At 41.8% G+C, this 15,966-nt stretch carries 15 protein-coding genes and 1 riboswitch; of the genes, 1 reads left to right on the top strand and 14 read right to left on the bottom strand.

Annotation, left to right across the window (positions count from 1 at the left end; translation table 11 throughout):
• Position 1: 1 nt before the first annotated feature.
• The 8 genes from tenA to ACE198_RS21905 form a co-directional block, all read right to left on the bottom strand.
• A complete protein-coding gene (tenA, locus tag ACE198_RS21940; protein ID WP_375377033.1) occupies positions 2-673 on the bottom strand; it encodes a thiaminase II in 672 nt (223 codons plus the stop codon).
• Between the two features lie 4 nt (positions 674-677).
• Positions 678-1,961: an acetylornithine deacetylase gene (locus ACE198_RS21935; RefSeq protein WP_375377032.1), complete on the bottom strand. Its 1,284-nt coding sequence runs from the start codon at positions 1,959-1,961 to the stop codon at positions 678-680.
• Positions 1,962-1,979: 18 nt separating this feature from the next.
• Positions 1,980-2,492, bottom strand: a complete 513-nt coding sequence (gene thiW, locus ACE198_RS21930; RefSeq protein ID WP_375377031.1) for an energy coupling factor transporter S component ThiW — start codon at positions 2,490-2,492, stop codon at positions 1,980-1,982.
• Positions 2,493-2,495: 3 nt separating this feature from the next.
• Positions 2,496-3,149 carry a thiamine phosphate synthase gene (gene thiE, locus ACE198_RS21925; RefSeq protein WP_375377030.1) on the bottom strand — a complete coding sequence of 218 codons (654 nt, stop codon included), beginning with the start codon at positions 3,147-3,149 and terminating at the stop codon, positions 2,496-2,498.
• Positions 3,146-3,964 carry a bifunctional hydroxymethylpyrimidine kinase/phosphomethylpyrimidine kinase gene (gene thiD / locus ACE198_RS21920; RefSeq protein ID WP_375377029.1) on the bottom strand — a complete coding sequence of 273 codons (819 nt, stop codon included), beginning with the start codon at positions 3,962-3,964 and terminating at the stop codon, positions 3,146-3,148. Before thiD ends, thiE begins: the two co-directional genes overlap by 4 nt.
• 14 nt (positions 3,965-3,978) lie before the next feature.
• The gene (gene thiM / locus ACE198_RS21915) at positions 3,979-4,791 is read right to left on the bottom strand and encodes a hydroxyethylthiazole kinase (protein ID WP_375377028.1); all 813 of its coding nucleotides are present in this window, start codon (positions 4,789-4,791) and stop codon (positions 3,979-3,981) included.
• Positions 4,792-4,945: 154 nt separating this feature from the next.
• Positions 4,946-5,054, bottom strand: a riboswitch (TPP riboswitch).
• A 130-nt stretch (positions 5,055-5,184) separates the two neighbouring features.
• Positions 5,185-6,783, bottom strand: coding sequence for a DcuS/MalK family sensor histidine kinase (dcuS, locus tag ACE198_RS21910; protein WP_375377070.1), 1,599 nt, complete (start codon positions 6,781-6,783; stop codon positions 5,185-5,187).
• 50 nt (positions 6,784-6,833) lie between these two features.
• On the bottom strand, positions 6,834-7,511 hold the full coding sequence (locus ACE198_RS21905) for a response regulator (protein ID WP_098575384.1): 678 nt from the start codon (positions 7,509-7,511) through the stop codon (positions 6,834-6,836).
• A gap of 235 nt (positions 7,512-7,746) precedes the next feature.
• On the opposite strand from ACE198_RS21905, the gene ACE198_RS21900 reads away from it, so the two are divergent.
• Complete coding sequence (locus ACE198_RS21900; RefSeq protein WP_375377027.1) at positions 7,747-9,012, top strand: dicarboxylate/amino acid:cation symporter; 1,266 nt, start codon at positions 7,747-7,749, stop codon at positions 9,010-9,012.
• 102 nt (positions 9,013-9,114) lie between these two features.
• Here ACE198_RS21900 and ACE198_RS21895 read toward each other — a convergent pair whose 3' ends face one another.
• The 6 genes from ACE198_RS21895 to ACE198_RS21870 form a co-directional block, all read right to left on the bottom strand.
• Positions 9,115-9,354, bottom strand: coding sequence for a glutaredoxin family protein (locus ACE198_RS21895; protein WP_375377026.1), 240 nt, complete (start codon positions 9,352-9,354; stop codon positions 9,115-9,117).
• Between the two features lie 33 nt (positions 9,355-9,387).
• Positions 9,388-9,882 carry a metallophosphoesterase family protein gene (locus tag ACE198_RS21890; protein WP_375377025.1) on the bottom strand — a complete coding sequence of 165 codons (495 nt, stop codon included), beginning with the start codon at positions 9,880-9,882 and terminating at the stop codon, positions 9,388-9,390.
• 345 nt (positions 9,883-10,227) lie between these two features.
• Positions 10,228-11,223 carry an agmatinase family protein gene (locus ACE198_RS21885; protein ID WP_375377024.1) on the bottom strand — a complete coding sequence of 332 codons (996 nt, stop codon included), beginning with the start codon at positions 11,221-11,223 and terminating at the stop codon, positions 10,228-10,230.
• Entirely contained in the window at positions 11,201-12,493 is a 1,293-nt protein-coding gene (hutI, locus tag ACE198_RS21880; RefSeq protein WP_375377023.1) for an imidazolonepropionase, read from the bottom strand. The genes ACE198_RS21885 and hutI overlap by 23 nt, the downstream gene beginning before the upstream one ends.
• A 21-nt stretch (positions 12,494-12,514) precedes the next feature.
• On the bottom strand, positions 12,515-14,188 hold the full coding sequence (hutU, locus tag ACE198_RS21875) for a urocanate hydratase (protein ID WP_375377022.1): 1,674 nt from the start codon (positions 14,186-14,188) through the stop codon (positions 12,515-12,517).
• 248 nt (positions 14,189-14,436) lie between these two features.
• Positions 14,437-15,930: a helix-turn-helix domain-containing protein gene (locus tag ACE198_RS21870; RefSeq protein WP_375377021.1), complete on the bottom strand. Its 1,494-nt coding sequence runs from the start codon at positions 15,928-15,930 to the stop codon at positions 14,437-14,439.
• Positions 15,931-15,966 lie beyond the last annotated feature (36 nt).

Genomic DNA, 15,966 nt, shown 5'->3' with positions numbered 1-15,966 from the left:
GTTAGACAGGCCACTCGCCTCCCTGATAAACCATATCCCAGAACATATATTCAAACCGAGATGTTGTCAGGAAATGTTCTTCTAAGATGGCTAACTCCCGCTCTGGTTTTCCCTCTGCCAACCGATCTAATACATCAATAAGCCAGGTTGCTAATGAACCAAACTCATCAGAAGAGTACATTTTCACCCAATCTCCATAGAGGTGATGATCGATAGCATCAGGATAGTTATTTGCTAGCACTTTGCTAATCTCCCAATAGCTCCACATACACGGCAAGAGAGCAGATACTAGTTCTGCTAGTGAACCAGTTTGAGCAACATTGAGCATATATCTGGTATAGGCTAAGTTGATTGGCGTTGGAGTGGTTTCCTCCAGCTGTTGAGCGGTAATCCCAAACCTCTCTGCATACTGACGGTGCAAATCCATCTCTCCATGCAAGGTCTCATCCAATAGTTTCGCAAATGCCGCCATCGTCTCCACGTCTGTTGCTTTAACAGCCCCCAAAGCAAATAGCTTCGAATAATCGATTAAATACACATAATCCTGTTTCATATAGCGAATAAATGATTCAACCGGCAACTCCCCTGTGCCCATCCCGACAACAAATGGATGTTGATGGGTTTTGCCCCAAATATCACTTACTTTTTCAAAAAGTCTTTGGGTAAATCTCATTTCCCTACTGCTCCTTTCTCGTGTTGCACCACTCAGCGATGAAAACGGCTAACACTTTTGTAAAATCTAATAATTGGCTAACTTCAACTTTCTCATTCACGGCATGTGCCTCTTCTAATTTACCCGGTCCAAAAATGGCGGTTGGAATACCGGCACGTCCCAGCCAGCCTGCATCTGTAACCGTGGTGGACATCCCAACCTCTGGCTTGGCCGATAATAATTTTTCAAAGGAGTTCGCTAATAGCTTCGTTCCTGGATGTTCAGTATCTATTTCTAATGAAGGGAAAATTTCGCCTCGGTCGACAATCATCGATTTTCCACCCCACACAAATTGAGGCGGATTGTCACGAAGCCAGGGGTCTGCAGCTGCAACTGCTCCAATATGCTCTTCGATTTCTTTGATGACCTCTTCATAATCTTCATCTGGGTAAAAATGAACAGTAACCCAAAGCGCACAGCGATCAGCCACAAATGCTGCATGGCGTCCACCTTCAATCACCGCGGGATTAATCGTATTGGTACCAGGAGGAAAGCCTTCATAGCTTTTGGTAATTGCCCAGTGACGTTCTAACTCTTGAAGTCCAGCAATAATCTTCATCATTTTCTCAATCGCGCTTGCCCCTTGAACGCCGCCACCAGCATGGATCATCTTCCTTCTGATTCCATCATGGTAGGTCTCGTTGCTTTGAATGGTAATCCATCCCGTAATTACGCCGCCCTGCCCTTGAATATGTAAATCACTGGTATCTACCACAACCGCATAGTCAGCGGTATAACCTCTTTCCATGCATGCCAGGGTACCTGCCTCCCCAACCTCTTCGCCAATAACGGATTGAAATTGAAGATTGCCTTGAAGTGAAATTCCCAGTTCTTTTAAAAGTTTAATCGCAATCAGTGATGCTGCAAGTCCGCCCTTCATATCAGCGACACCACGTCCATATATATGGCCATCTTTGCAGTATGCTGAAAATGGAGACTCCTTCCACGCTGTAGAATCCCCCACTTCAGCGACGTCCACGTGACCATTTACAATTAAACTATTAAATTGATCAGGAGAGTCCCCTAGTAAAACACCTACGACATTAGGATCTCTCGGATAGACATCCCACTTATCAGTGTGAAATCCCAGATCTTCTAAATATCCTTTTATAAAATCCTGCACCTCATTCGTATTCCGCGCAGGAGGACTTTCCGTTGGGAAAGCAATGAGTGTCGACAACAATTCAATTAATTCCGCTTCTCTCGCTTCTACTTCTTGTGAGATTTTACCAAGCAGATCCTCTTTCATTTGTTCACGCCCTTATCGTTAATTCCTGATGGTTGTGTCATTTTCATTAACAATCAATACTTTCTTTCTTAAAAAAACTGTTAGAATAAGGAACCCTAGCAGCGCCCCTGCAAACGAGCTGAAAATAAATAAGGGAATAAATCCAAATAATGTTGCCTTTTGACCAAGGAAAAGAGTAGCTATAGGGTAAGAAAGCATGGCACCAAGGATTCCTGTCCCTATTACTTCACCAATAAAAGCTAGATATAGTTTTCTAGTTTTCCAGAATAATAGTGAGGCGAGCAAGGCTCCCACCATACTCCCCGGAAAGGCAAAAAGCGATCCTGTTCCCAACAAATTTCTAAGCAATGAAACACCAAAGGCCTGAGCGACAGCATAATAAGGTCCTAACAACACCGCTGATATGACATTCATAAAATGTTGAATAGGAAAGACCTTTGTAAAACCGATTGGAATATAGAATAGGTTACTTGTAAGTGTTCCAATCGCAATAATCATGGCCGTCAACGTCAATTTGCGAGTCTTATTCACGGATTAGACCACCCCTTTAAACATCACACTATTTCTTAATGCTTTCGCAGCTTCCAAAGGGGATTCTGCCTGACTTATAGCCGTAATTACAGAAACTCCATCTGCCCCCGCATCAATCACGGACCGAGCATTTTGGATCGTAATCCCGCCGATGCCAACAATCGGCATTTCACAACCATCATTTCTTAGCTTTTCAATCAGTGTCGTCCCTCGCGATGGCTTGGCATCCGCTTTTGTCCTTGTCGGAAACACAGGGCCAATTCCAAAATAATCTGCTCCTTCTTGGATTGCTGCCATGGCTTCTTCTGTCGTATGAACGGATACCCCAAGAATTTTGTTCGCACCGATTTTCTCCCGTACCATTTTTACCGATTCATCTTCTTGCCCGATATGAACACCATCTGCATCAATCTCCACAGCCAAGTCGATATCATCATTCACAATGAAAGGAATTTGATGGTTTCTGCAAAGAGTTTGGAGTTCTTTTGCCAGTGCATATTTTTCAGAACCAGTTCGTGCACTTTCCCCTTTTTCACGAAATTGAAAAAGCGTAATCCCTCCTGATATTGCTTCCTTTAATACTTCAACGGGTTCTTTCAAACAGTTGTTGCTGCCCATAATAAAATAAACACGTAACGCCTCTCTCAAATCAATCATGTCACGGGTAGCTCCTTTACAAGGTTTCTTTTTCCATACGCCCAATGGTTCGTAGGTCCATGTCCTTGACCAATCTCCAATTGATCTTCAATCGCAGCTTGAATAAAATCTTTCGCTGTCAAAACGGCTTCATAAACAGTCGCACCCTTAGCAAGTTCTGCGGTAATTACAGCCGAAAAAGTACAACCAGTACCATGTGTGTTCTTTGTCTCGATTCGCGGACTTGTAAAGGTGTAATATTCCTTCCCATCAAACAATAAATCAGTCGACTCGGATTGGTTTTCATCGTGACCGCCTTTAATCACAACGTGTTTCACACCTAAATCATGGAGTCTTCTAGCGGCCTCCTGTTTATCCTCTAAGGTCAGAATAGTCATCCCCGTTAGGACTTCTGCCTCCGGGATATTCGGTGTAATTACTTTGGAAACTGGCAACAAGCATTTTTTCATGGCAGAAATAGCTTCCATTTGCAGCAGTGATGCGCCACCTTTGGCAATCATAACTGGATCAACCACTACATTCTCCCAACCAAAAATCTTGATTTGAGCGGCAACCGCCTCGATGATTTCAGCATTGAAAAGCATTCCTGTTTTCACGGCATCGGCACCAATATCCGAGCCAATAGCTTCGATTTGCTTGACCACAGCCTCTCTCGACATTGGATAAACTCCGTGAACTCCTAATGTATTTTGGGCTGTTACTGCTGTTAACACCGACATTCCAAATACATCTAATTCCTGAAATGTCTTTATATCGGCTTGTATTCCTGCCCCGCCGCCACTATCTGAACCTGCAATTGTTAATGCTTTTTTCATTTAAATTACCCCACTTAATTAACTTTTTTGAAAGAACTATAAAGATTGATATCCTCATTTGAAACAAGTGATAATTGGTTTAAGAATTCGATTTGGAAACTTCCTGTTCCCTTTTCAGCTGTTTTCGCTGCTGCTTTTTCAGCGGCAACCTCATAGGATGTTAAAGCTGCCACGGAAGCTTTAAGCAGGTCCTTCTCCACTCCTGCAAACGCCCCAATCACTGAGGTTAACAAGCACCCCATACCGGTCACTTTTGTCATGATTGGGTGGCCGTTGTTAACAAGATAGCTAGTCTTGCCATCTGAAACGACATCCACTTTTCCTGTGATGATGACCACACAATTGCAAGTTTCTGCTGCTTTAATCGCAAGGCTCACGATATCCTCATTCGCTGACGCCCCCGCATCAACACCTTTAATTTCCCACTTTTCACCCAGGACATTTGCAATTTCAGCCGCGTTTCCCCGAATCGCTGAAACATTGACTTCCCTCATGATTCGTTGCGCAGTTTCGGTTCGGTACGTGGTAGCCCCAGCACCAACCGGATCAAAGATAACCGGTACATTGGATTCATTGGCTGCTTTTCCAGCAATAATCATCGAATCCACCGTTTGTGGGTTTAAGGTACCAATATTCAAAACCAGTGCACTAGCAATCTTAGCCATCTCCGCCACTTCTTCAGCAGCATACGCCATCACAGGCGAAGCGCCTAAAGCGAGCAGCCCATTAGCGGTAAAATTCGTTACCACGACATTAGTGATATTATGTACAAGCGGGTTTACCTCTCTTACTTTTTCCAACGTTTCATATAAATTAATTTTTTCCATTGTAATCTCTCCATTTCTTTTTATAAAATAGGCTGTGTTTGGCACTCTGTTGATTGGAGTGCCTGGAACGGAAATCAACAAACAAATATTTAACACAGCATAAAATAAAAAAACCAGATCCATAAATGGACCTGGTTAGTAAGTCAGAGAAAAAACATTCACTTGGCTACTTTCCTACGCTGGTATTACCCAGATCAGGTCCAAAGGGTTAAAAACATAGCGTTTTCTCTCAGCCTGATAACAGGGCACCCCTAGTAGATCGATTAGTTTATTAAATTAAGTACATAATAACGCTATGAAACTAGAATGTAAAGAAAATAGTTACATACGATTGGCAGTTTACATAATATAATTATTTTTTCGCATTTTTATAATCAGGTTAACATAATATCGTTACTGTTTACTGTTATATGGGAACGTAACAATAAAAGCAGTCCCTTTCCCTTTTTGAGAATGAATTTCTAACTGTCCTGCTAATTTTTCCAAGCTTCGCTGGACTAAAAATAAACCAATTCCTCGATTTTCTCCCTTAGTTGAAAATCCTTTCACACATAAGCTATTTATAATTTCCTCATCGATACCTTGTCCTGTATCATGGACCTCCAACACAAGGATATTTTCATAATAATCAAACCTTACCGTTACTTTTTTAAGCGGCTGGTCCGCGACCGCATCCAGTGCATTATCAATTAAATTTCCAAGAATCGTGACCACTTCATGTGTTGTTTCCTGCCTGTGCGGTTCTGGTAACAATCCTTCTCCATCAATGATCATTTCACAGCCTTTTTCCCTTGCAAAGCTAAGTTTTCCTAAAATAAACCCTGCTAATACAGGATCTTTAAAACGACTGACGACAAATTCTACCTCAGACTGCTGGTGATTCACAATTTTGGTAATGTACGTCGAAACCATTTGATAGTCCTTCATATGGACCAAACCTGAGATTACATGCAGTTTGTTCATGAATTCATGTGATTGGGTTCTAAGTGCCTCTGCATATAACTTGACTCCGGTCAATTGTTCTGCTAACTCCTTGATTTCAGTTTTTTCTCGAAAGGTGGCAATTGCTCCAACAATCTTTCCCTTCACGATTACTGGGACACGGTTGGTTAGAATGGTAATATGATTGATTTCCTGCTCTTGATCTAATTGTGCTTCCCCAGTCCCTAGGACGGTGGAAAGTTTGGTATTTGGCATGTATTCGTCCACTCTTTTCCCTAAAAAAGGACCTTCAATACCGGCCATATGGAGGAGCCTAACCCCTTCATTATTAACGAGGGTGGTTATCCCATCTTGATCAACCGCCAGCGTCCCTTCCTTGGTTGATTCCAGCATCGCACTTCGTTCTTCCAACAGTTTGGCTATTTCACTAGGCTCCATGCCAAACAGAATCGATTTAATTTTTCTTGCCAAAAACAGAGCTCCTAGGATGCCAACTAAAACACCCACACCGACTCCAATCAAAATAATTCTTCTACTCTGTTCGATGGCCAGATTTACTTTTTCTAACGAGATCCCTACGGCAACGGCCCCTATTTGTTTATTTTTCTCATCAAATACAGGGACGAACGAGCGTAATGATAATCCTAATGTTCCTTCGGCAGTCGAAATATGCTCTTTCCCTTTTAATACCGGACCTTCATCTCCACCGACAAAATGCTGGCCTAATAGATTCTGATTAGGATGTGATTTTCTCATTCCATTCATGTCCATGACGACGATGAATTCAACATGGGTGGACCGTTTGATATCATTCGCATATGTTTGGATGTCCTTCTCAGCCTTTTTGTTCACCAGCCCATTAACAACAATAGAGGACCCAGCAACAATCCGCGCAATATCCGTGGCTTTCTCAGCTTGCCCTTTCTTTGTTTCTTGTGAAATTTTGTTAGTGATTAATATCTCGGTAACAAACAATGCCATCACAACTACAATGCAAACTAGCAGGGTAATCGTCGTCTGTAAACGGAGTTTTGGTTTTCCAATCCTGATGTTCCAGTCCAACATGCTCCCTCCCATTTCACAAACATCGTATTTTATATTTACACTCCATATCGGTTGACTGGTCTTCCCACACCCCCGTAATGGATATGTATCTTTACTTTTCCTTCTTTTTCTAAATAATCAAGATATCTTCGTGCTGTTACCCGAGCCATACCAATGCCTTCGGCTACCTCCTCAGCAGAGACGGGTTCCTTCTCTTGCGAAAGAAAGTCGGTAATTTTTGTTAAAGTGTTCATATTTAATCCCTTTGGCAGGTTGTCTCTTTCACATTCTTCTTTTTGATCAATGAATAAGATGTGATCCAGTTCCTCTTGTGAAAGGGCCTTCTTTTCCGCTAATTTCATACGATAAGTTTTATAGTTATCTAGTGATTTTTTTATGCGCTCAAAGGTAAATGGTTTCATGATATAATCGAACGCACCTTGTTGAAGAACTCCATGGATGGTTTCCATATCGCTGGCCGCTGTTATGGCAATTACATCAATGGAGTAGAGCTCTGAACGAAGTTCTCTTAGCATCTCCAATCCACCCATATATGGCATATAAATGTCGATAATGGCAAGGTTGGGCCGGAGCTCTTTGATTAATCTCAGACCCTCAATACCGTTTGCAGCAACGCCGATTATCGAAAATCCCTCCACCCGATCAATAAATTGGCGGTGTACTTCCCGAACCATCGGGTCATCTTCTATTAATATTACCTTTAACGGAAACATCCCCTGCTCCCCCTTAAAGAACTCTCATTTATATTCTTATCATGGCCTATTTTATCAAAATAGTAAATTAATCGATGATATTTTTTCGTTGTTTTATTATGTAATTTTTATAACAAAAGGAACAATAAGACCAATATGACCAAAATCTTACGATTATCTGAATTTTCATTTATTCTGTCAATAGGTAGACTGAAAGCGTTAACAGTTCTAATTAAACAAAGGGGTGTACGGGAAAATGAGAATTAATTTTAAGAATTTGACCGTCCAAGTATTATTGGGGATTGTACTTGGAATTGTGATCGGATTTCTGTTTCCAAAATTCGGTACAGAATTAAAAGTTTTGGCAGATATCTTTATCAAATTAATTAAGATGGTAATTGCTCCGATTGTATTTTTAACGATTGTCATCGGTATTGGTAACATGGGGGATTTAAAAAAGGTTGGACGGATTGGCGGAAAAGCGCTCCTTTACTTTGAGATTGTTACTACCTTTGCGCTTGCAATCGGATTATTACTCGTCAATATCATTAAACCTGGATCTGGATTTAACACAGAGTCCGTAAAAGGCGGAGACATTTCACAATTTACTGAGCAGGCAAAGGAGTCCAGTCATGGATTTATGGAGTTTATTTTAGGAATTATTCCTGATAATTTTGTTGGGGCGATGGCAAAAGGTGATCTGCTCCCGATTTTATTCTTTGCGGTCCTATTCGGAATTGCCCTTGCTTCATTAGGACAAAAAGGGAAACCAGTCGTTGCTCTGTTTGAGCAATTTACTGAAATATTTTTTAAGATTGTTAATATGGTAATGAAATTTTCACCCATCGCCGCCTCTGGTGCAATGGCCTATACAATCGGTAATTTTGGGCTAGGCTCTTTAGTCTCGCTAGGTAAATTAATGGGAAGCGTTTATGCAACGATGTTTATTTTCATCGTATTTATCCTCGGGGCAATTGCAAAGCTTTATGGATTTAATATTTTGAAATTTATCGCTTATATTAAAGAAGAAATTCTCTTGGTGTTAGGTACATCCTCTTCTGAATCTGCCCTCCCGAGAATGATGGAAAGACTAGAGAAATACGGTTGTTCCAAATCGGTAGTGGGTCTGGTTGTACCAACCGGGTACTCTTTTAACTTAGATGGAACCGCGATTTATCTTTCGATGGCTGCACTTTTTATCGCTCAGGCATACAATGTTGATATTTCAATATGGCATCAAATCACCTTGTTAGGAATTTTAATGCTGACATCTAAAGGTGCGGCAGGTGTAACCGGTTCTGGTTTTATTACCCTTGCTGCCACTCTTTCCGCATTCCCTGTCATTCCAGTCGAAGGGATAGCCTTATTACTAGGTGTCGATCGGTTCATGTCTGAAGCTCGTGCGATTACAAACCTGATCGGAAATGGCGTAGCAACTGTGGTTGTTTCCAAGATGGAGAATGAGTTCCATCCTTCTGCTGAGATCCAAACCGCAGAAGAAAATAAATCTATAAGTGCATAACCGGATATAACAAAATGGCTTGGAGGATTTCCCTTCAAGCCATTTCATTTTTTATAATCAATGCCCTGTTTTATGGTGCAGTACCGAATACTCTGGACTGTCTTAACTTTTTGCCAGTTCCATCAACTCTTTCAGTTCATTGGTAAATCCTTTGACCGCCCGATTTTCAACGACTGTCACTGGAACACCCAAAAAGCCATATTTCTCTACTTCCTTTTGGTAATCTGGATTGACTGATAAATCTCTTGTTTCGAAAGGAATTCCTTCCTCACTAAGGACTTTTTTGACCATCGTGCACTCAATACAGTCTTTAGTAGTATAGACAATTACCTGCTTGTTCAATTTTCTTGTTCCCCTTTTGTTTAATTTTTTGGTTTACTCTTTTGTAAAAAAGATATGTTCCGCCTCTAATGATTCCCCGATATTAATGATACCAAATGAATAATTTTCCTGCCTTCTTTTGTCTGTTGGCGAACCAGGGTTGAAAATAAGGATACCTTGTTCATACTTTTTAATTGGAATATGTGAATGACCGAAAATGATGCAATCTACTTTTTCATCTGCAAATTTCTGAACGGCTCTTTTTTCAGTTGTTTTTCGGGTGCCATGACCATGGGTAATCCCGAGTTTATATCCGCCTGCCTCCACGATTCGTTTCTCCGGAAACATTTCCTTAATGTCTTTACCATCAACATTACCAAAAACCCCTTCTACTTTTGCAAAGGCTTTAAGCAGATCATAAACATCAATCGTTTGCCAATCTCCTGCATGGATAATCAAATCTGCATCCTTTAGTTCTTCCAGTAGTCGTGGCGGCAAGGATTTACCCCTTTTCGGCATATGAGTATCTGAAAGTACGATAATTTTCATAGCAGCGACTCCTATTAATTACTAATTATTAGATTATATCCCAAAAGGATGTCTTTTTCATTTAATACATTGCCAATAATCATAAAAGGCAAGTTGGGAAATAGATGAGAAGCTTTATTAAAAAATGTATCGATAATTGTCTAATCGTGCGCTTTCCCAAGGAATAATAGTGTTTAAGTTACCTATACTTTTTCCCACGAAAACCCTTACATACAAAAATCTGATTATTCAGTCAATAAAAACCGAACTACAACTCCTTTTTTTATATCCAAAATAAAAAAGTGTCCGCCAATGACGGACACAATGATCAAAGTGTTTATTAGTGGTGCCTGACACCAAGGTTTTTTATCTCATCATTACCCCTGTTAAGAAGGTGAGAAATACGTGTGTTCCCAGTTTGACTGTTGGTTGGACATGTGTGTCTTTTTGGGGATCAAGGCAGACGATGTCCATGGCTTTGACTTTTGGATGCTTAGCTGCGGTTAAAACCCCATCTAAGAGTTCCGCCGTTGTCATCCCCCCTGGCGTTGAAGCCGGTACTCCTGGAGCATAGGCAATATCAAGAACATCCATATCGACTGTTAAATAAATGATATCCACCTTTTCAGCCAACTCGTCTAAACATGCGGTAACCGTCTCTTCTATCCCTTTCTTCCTAATTTCCCGGAGCGTGAAATAATTGACCCCTTGTGCATCAGCATATTGCTTTAAATCTTTTGTGTTAAAGAATCCATGCAGACCGATGTTATACATATTCCTGCCTTCGACCACACCGCTTTCAATAAGATTCCGCATCGGTGTTCCGTTAGATGGGCCGTTATCGGACATGTCTCGTAAATCGAAATGGGTATCGAACTGGAGAATCCCAATTTTCTCCTCGGGTTTTGCTTGCTGCATACCTTTGACCATCATCGCAGTTATCGAATGATCGCCGCCAATTGCACAAACTTTGGATTTCTTAAAATGCTCATGAAGGGCAGCAGACGCTTCAATGATATTGTCATGGCAGCGCCTGATATCAGTAACATGCATTGGCACATCACCAACATCTATTGCCGTCAATTCCGACAAATCGATATCCTCGTCTAGGTTATAGGTAGTAAACCCCTTCCACGCACGTCGGAACCCCTCAGGAAATTCCGAGGCACCCGAGGCGCTGATAGATGATCGGGACAGTGGAACTCCAACCACAACAAAGTCTGCCTCCTTGCTTTTTTCAGGATCAGACTCAGACGTTAGCGGCTGGATCCATTCATGCACCTTCGCCATCCCGACTCCTTCATCTGGTCTTACCCATGTAAAACTAGGGGGATTTACCTTAGGAAAGAGAAAGCTCTTCAACTAACTGACCTCCCCTGACAACCACCTGACCATTTTTCACCACCGTATCGGTATGATTCACGCCATAAGAGTATTGCAGTTTCATATAATTCTCGACGTTAAAAATCGTAATATCTGCTTTTTTACCCACTTCCAAACTGCCAATTTCTTTGCCGCGATTAATGGCATGGGCCGCATTAATGGTCGTTGCTGTAATGACTTCTGCCGGTGTCATCCCCATTTTTAAACAGCCTAGATTCATAATGAATGGCAAGGATACCGTAGGTGATGACCCAGGATTGCAATCTGTGGACAGTGCCACCGGTACACCCAAATCGACCATTTTACGGCCATTTGCCGACTCCGCCATTAAAAAGTAAGCTGTCCCCGGGAGCAACACACCGACTACCCCTTTTTCAGCCATCGCTTTCATACCTTTTTCCGAAGCCTTTAATAAGTGGTCAGCCGAAATGGCCCCAACCTCAGCCGCTAATTCCGCTCCTTCATAGGGCTCAATTTCATCCGCATGAATCTTCGGAATCAAGCCATAGCGACGACCGGCCTCAAGAATTTTCCTGGATTGCTCTGGAGTAAACACACCGTGTTCACAGAAGACATCATTGAACTCAGCCAATCCGAGCTCTGCCACTTTTGGAATCATTTCCTCAATCAACAAGCGAACGAACTCATCCGGATTTGGTTTGTACTCATTCGGAACAGCATGAGCGCCCATGAAGGTTGAAACCACATCAATCACATGCTTCTCATTGAGCTGTTTTGCTACTTCGAGCTGCTTTAATTCGATTTTCCATTCCATCCCGTAACCGCTTTTCGCTTCAACCGTTGTGACGCCGTGACGCAGGAATTGATTTAAGCGCTCATAGCTTTCCTGAAAAAGTTCTTCATGTGTCGCAGACTGTGTCCTTCTAGTGGTCGCATAAATCCCGCCGCCGCTATTCATAATTTCCATATAGGTAGCACCTTGCAGTCGCATGTTAAACTCATTTTCCCTGCTTCCTGCAAAAACAATATGTGTATGTGGGTCCACAAGTCCTGGAGTTACGAGTTTACCACTCGCATCCACCGCTTCGACTTCACCCAAACGATCTGCATATTTTCGGGCAAGTTCCTCATCCGGACCAACAGCCTGAATCACTCCGTCTTCCAACCAAACACTGCCATTCTCAATTATTCCAAGCTCAGACATGGCCCCCTTTACACGGGGAGCCTCGGAACTCCCCTGTAATGTAACGAGTTGAGAGGCATTTCTGATAAAAATTGGTGTACTCATTAATCTTCCATCCCCTCTGTCTTAGTCTTGTTGTAGCATAGGCATTTTAATGCCCTTTTCTTTTGCCGTGTTAATCGCAATCTCATATCCCGCATCGGCATGGCGGACCACACCCATACCAGGGTCCGTTGTTAATACACGATCTAATCGTACTTCCGCATCCTTCGTGCCATCAGCTACAATAACCATTCCGGAATGCTGAGAATATCCCATGCCAACACCACCGCCATGGTGTAACGAAACCCAGCTCGCGCCGCCCACCGCATTGATCATCGCATTTAAAATCGGCCAGTCGGAAACTGCATCACTTCCGTCTCTCATCGCTTCTGTTTCACGATTTGGTGATGCTACAGAACCTGCATCTAAGTGATCACGGCCAATAACGATTGGTGCAGATACTTCTCCCGAAGCAACCATATCATTGATAACTTTACCAAAACGGGCACGATCACCATATCCAAGCCAGCAAATCCGAGCAGGGAGACCTTGGAAGCTAATTTTTTCTTGGGCCATTTTTACCCATTTGCATAAATGTTCATCATCTTTGAACTCACGAAGCAATGCTTCATCAATTTTGCGAATATCCTCCGGATCACCTGAAAGTGCTGCCCAGCGGAAAGGACCTTTTCCTTCGCAGAATAATGGGCGGATATATGCTGGTACAAAACCAGGGAAGTCAAATGCATTTTCCACTCCCTCATCCTTCGCAACTTGACGAATGTTGTTACCATAATCAAAGGTAACCGCACCTTTTTGCTGCATCGTTAGCATGGCCTTCACATGCAGTGCCATGCTTTGCTTGGAAAGTTCTACATACTTAGTTGGATCTTCTTTTCGTAATCCAGCCGCTTCTTCTAATGTGAAACCAACTGGAACATAACCATTTAATGGGTCGTGTGCAGAAGTTTGATCGGTTAATACATCTGGATTAAAGCCTTTTTCAATCATCAATGGCAAAATTTCTGCGGCATTTCCTAATAATCCAATCGATAGTGCCCTTCCAGCCACTTTTGCCTCGTGTGCTAATTTCAAAGCTTCATCTAAATCCTTAGTTTTCACATCAAGATAAGCAGTTTCAATTCGGCGGTCAATTCTAGTCTCATCGACATCAATCGCTAAACACACTCCGTCATTCATTGTTACTGCCAACGGCTGAGCACCACCCATGCCGCCAAGTCCAGCAGTTAGTGTGATTGTGTGTTTTAATGTACCCCCAAAGGCTTGACGCGCAAGCTCGGCAAACGTTTCATACGTCCCTTGGACAATTCCCTGGCTGCCGATATAGATCCAGCTCCCCGCTGTCATTTGACCGTACATCATTAGACCTTTTTTATCTAGCTCGTGGAAATGCTCCCAATTTGCCCAAGCAGGAACTAAGTTGGAGTTAGCAAGAAGTACACGCGGGGCATCCTTATGCGATTTCCATACAGCCACCGGCTTACCAGATTGAATCAATAAGGTTTCGTCATTTTCCAATTCTAACAATGTTTTCACAATGGCATCATAGGACTCCCAATTCCGAGCGGCCTTACCAATCCCGCCATAAACAACTAGATCCTCTGGTCTTTCTGCCACTTCTTGATCCAGGTTGTTCATCAACATCCTAAGTGCAGCCTCCTGAATCCAGCCTTTCGCATGTAATTCCGTACCTTTATAATTTTTTATCACTCTTGATTTCGCTGTGTTTGTTTCCATCCATTCCACTCCCTTTTTCATTATCAATCTATTTTAATTATAAAAATAAAATCTTCTGAAAAATACGAAAGGAACATTAGATATAGGGCAATATTTATAGGTTTAACTAGAATTTATTTAGGTGGTTTGTTCAAATAACCAATAAAACTTTCATAAATGTATATTATTTTTAGGTTTGATTTATGTAAAAAGACCGCTCACTTTGATGATCGGTCTACAGTTTGATCTATTTCAAATTAATTATTAAATCAACCATACTTGTCCGTTTTATATAATCGAAATTCTTTAGGTGAAGCACCTATTATTTCCTTAAACATCCGGCTAAAATAATTGGCATTTTGATAGCCCACCAGGATTGAAATTTCTTTAATCGGTTTATTTGTTTCAATCAGCAACCTTTTCGCTTCCTTCATTCGAATCGCTGTTAGTGATTCCGTAAAGCTAGAGCCTGTTTTCGTGATCAACAAATGGCTGAAATAAGAAGGGTTACGGTCCACATAGGCTGCCACATCCTCCAGCCTGAGCATGCTGTTTGAAAAATTTCCCTCCATAAAGGTAATGCCGCGTTCAATTGGATCTTGTATCTGATTTCTATTACTGCTCTCAGTACCCAAAAATAATTTTTGAATAAATAAGATGAGATTTTGAACCGTTCGATAAAGGACACGATCATATAAAATCGAATTGAAAATATAGCGGTATTCCTGTTCATAGCTTTGATTCTCGTCTAAATGATACGTCTTCATATATCTTCTAACCTGGGCCAGAATACTCGTTAGTCTAATTCGGACCAAACCTGGGTCAGGGTAAGGATCGTGCAATTGCAAAAATTCATCATACAGCCAATTTTTTATTTTTTCTAAATCAACGTTAGTTAACATGTCGACCCACGTTCGTTGTTCAGGCGGAGCTAAAAAAGGATCGATATGGACCCATGCGGGTGAGTGTCCAAATTCAACCACTTGGCGGTACCCTTTATAATAGGTCAACTCCAGCATTTTCCTCGTTTGCAGATATTTTTGATTCAAAGTAACGGCTGATGAATTTCCCTTATGAACTACGACCGCTAGAGGCTCAGAAAATTCCTCCTCCCACTTTCTCATCGCTTTTTGACATTGTTCCGTGATATCATTACCCGTCTCAGAAAACAAAACAACGACCATGTCGTCTAATGCAAAAATTCCGTGAACATCCTTGAATGGATATTCTGCTAAGAACGAATGCAAAGTCCGGTTGGCAGTGATACTTTCCGTTTGAAAAGCAGCTACATGGTATATTTCTGCTCCTGGGTCTTGCGATAGTAATAAGGCTTCATATGATATATCTTTATAGGAATTTGCATGGTGAATTCCATCCGCCTGACTTTTGGACCTAAGCTTACGTGCGGCTTTTTGAAAGGCGCTTTTCACCTTGGTTGCCGAAAAAGGTTTTATCATTAAATCTAATGCTTGCATATCGATGGCAAGGCGCGCTTTTTCGAAGGTTCCTTCTGCGGATGTTAATAATAAAATGGGGTCATAAATCTGCATCAGGTCACGAAAGGTGGACCAATCATCCTTCGTGATCATATCAAGTTCTATTAAGACAACATCAGGCTTCTCCTGTTCAAACCATACGACGAATTCCTGATAATGAGAAGCTGACAAAATAGTGGTAACGGGGATGGAGGAGGTTTTCAATAACCATTTTAATCCTTCACGTTCGTTCAAATCGCGATCGGCAATCAGCCACTTTCCTTCCATCTTTTGTCCCTCTTTCATTCATAGACTTTTGATTGC

The organism is Neobacillus sp. KR4-4, from assembly GCF_042136325.1.
GTDB lineage: Bacteria > Bacillota > Bacilli > Bacillales > Cytobacillaceae > Neobacillus.
Note: the sequence above shows the minus strand (reverse complement) of the source record. Positions and strands in the feature narration are given on the sequence as shown.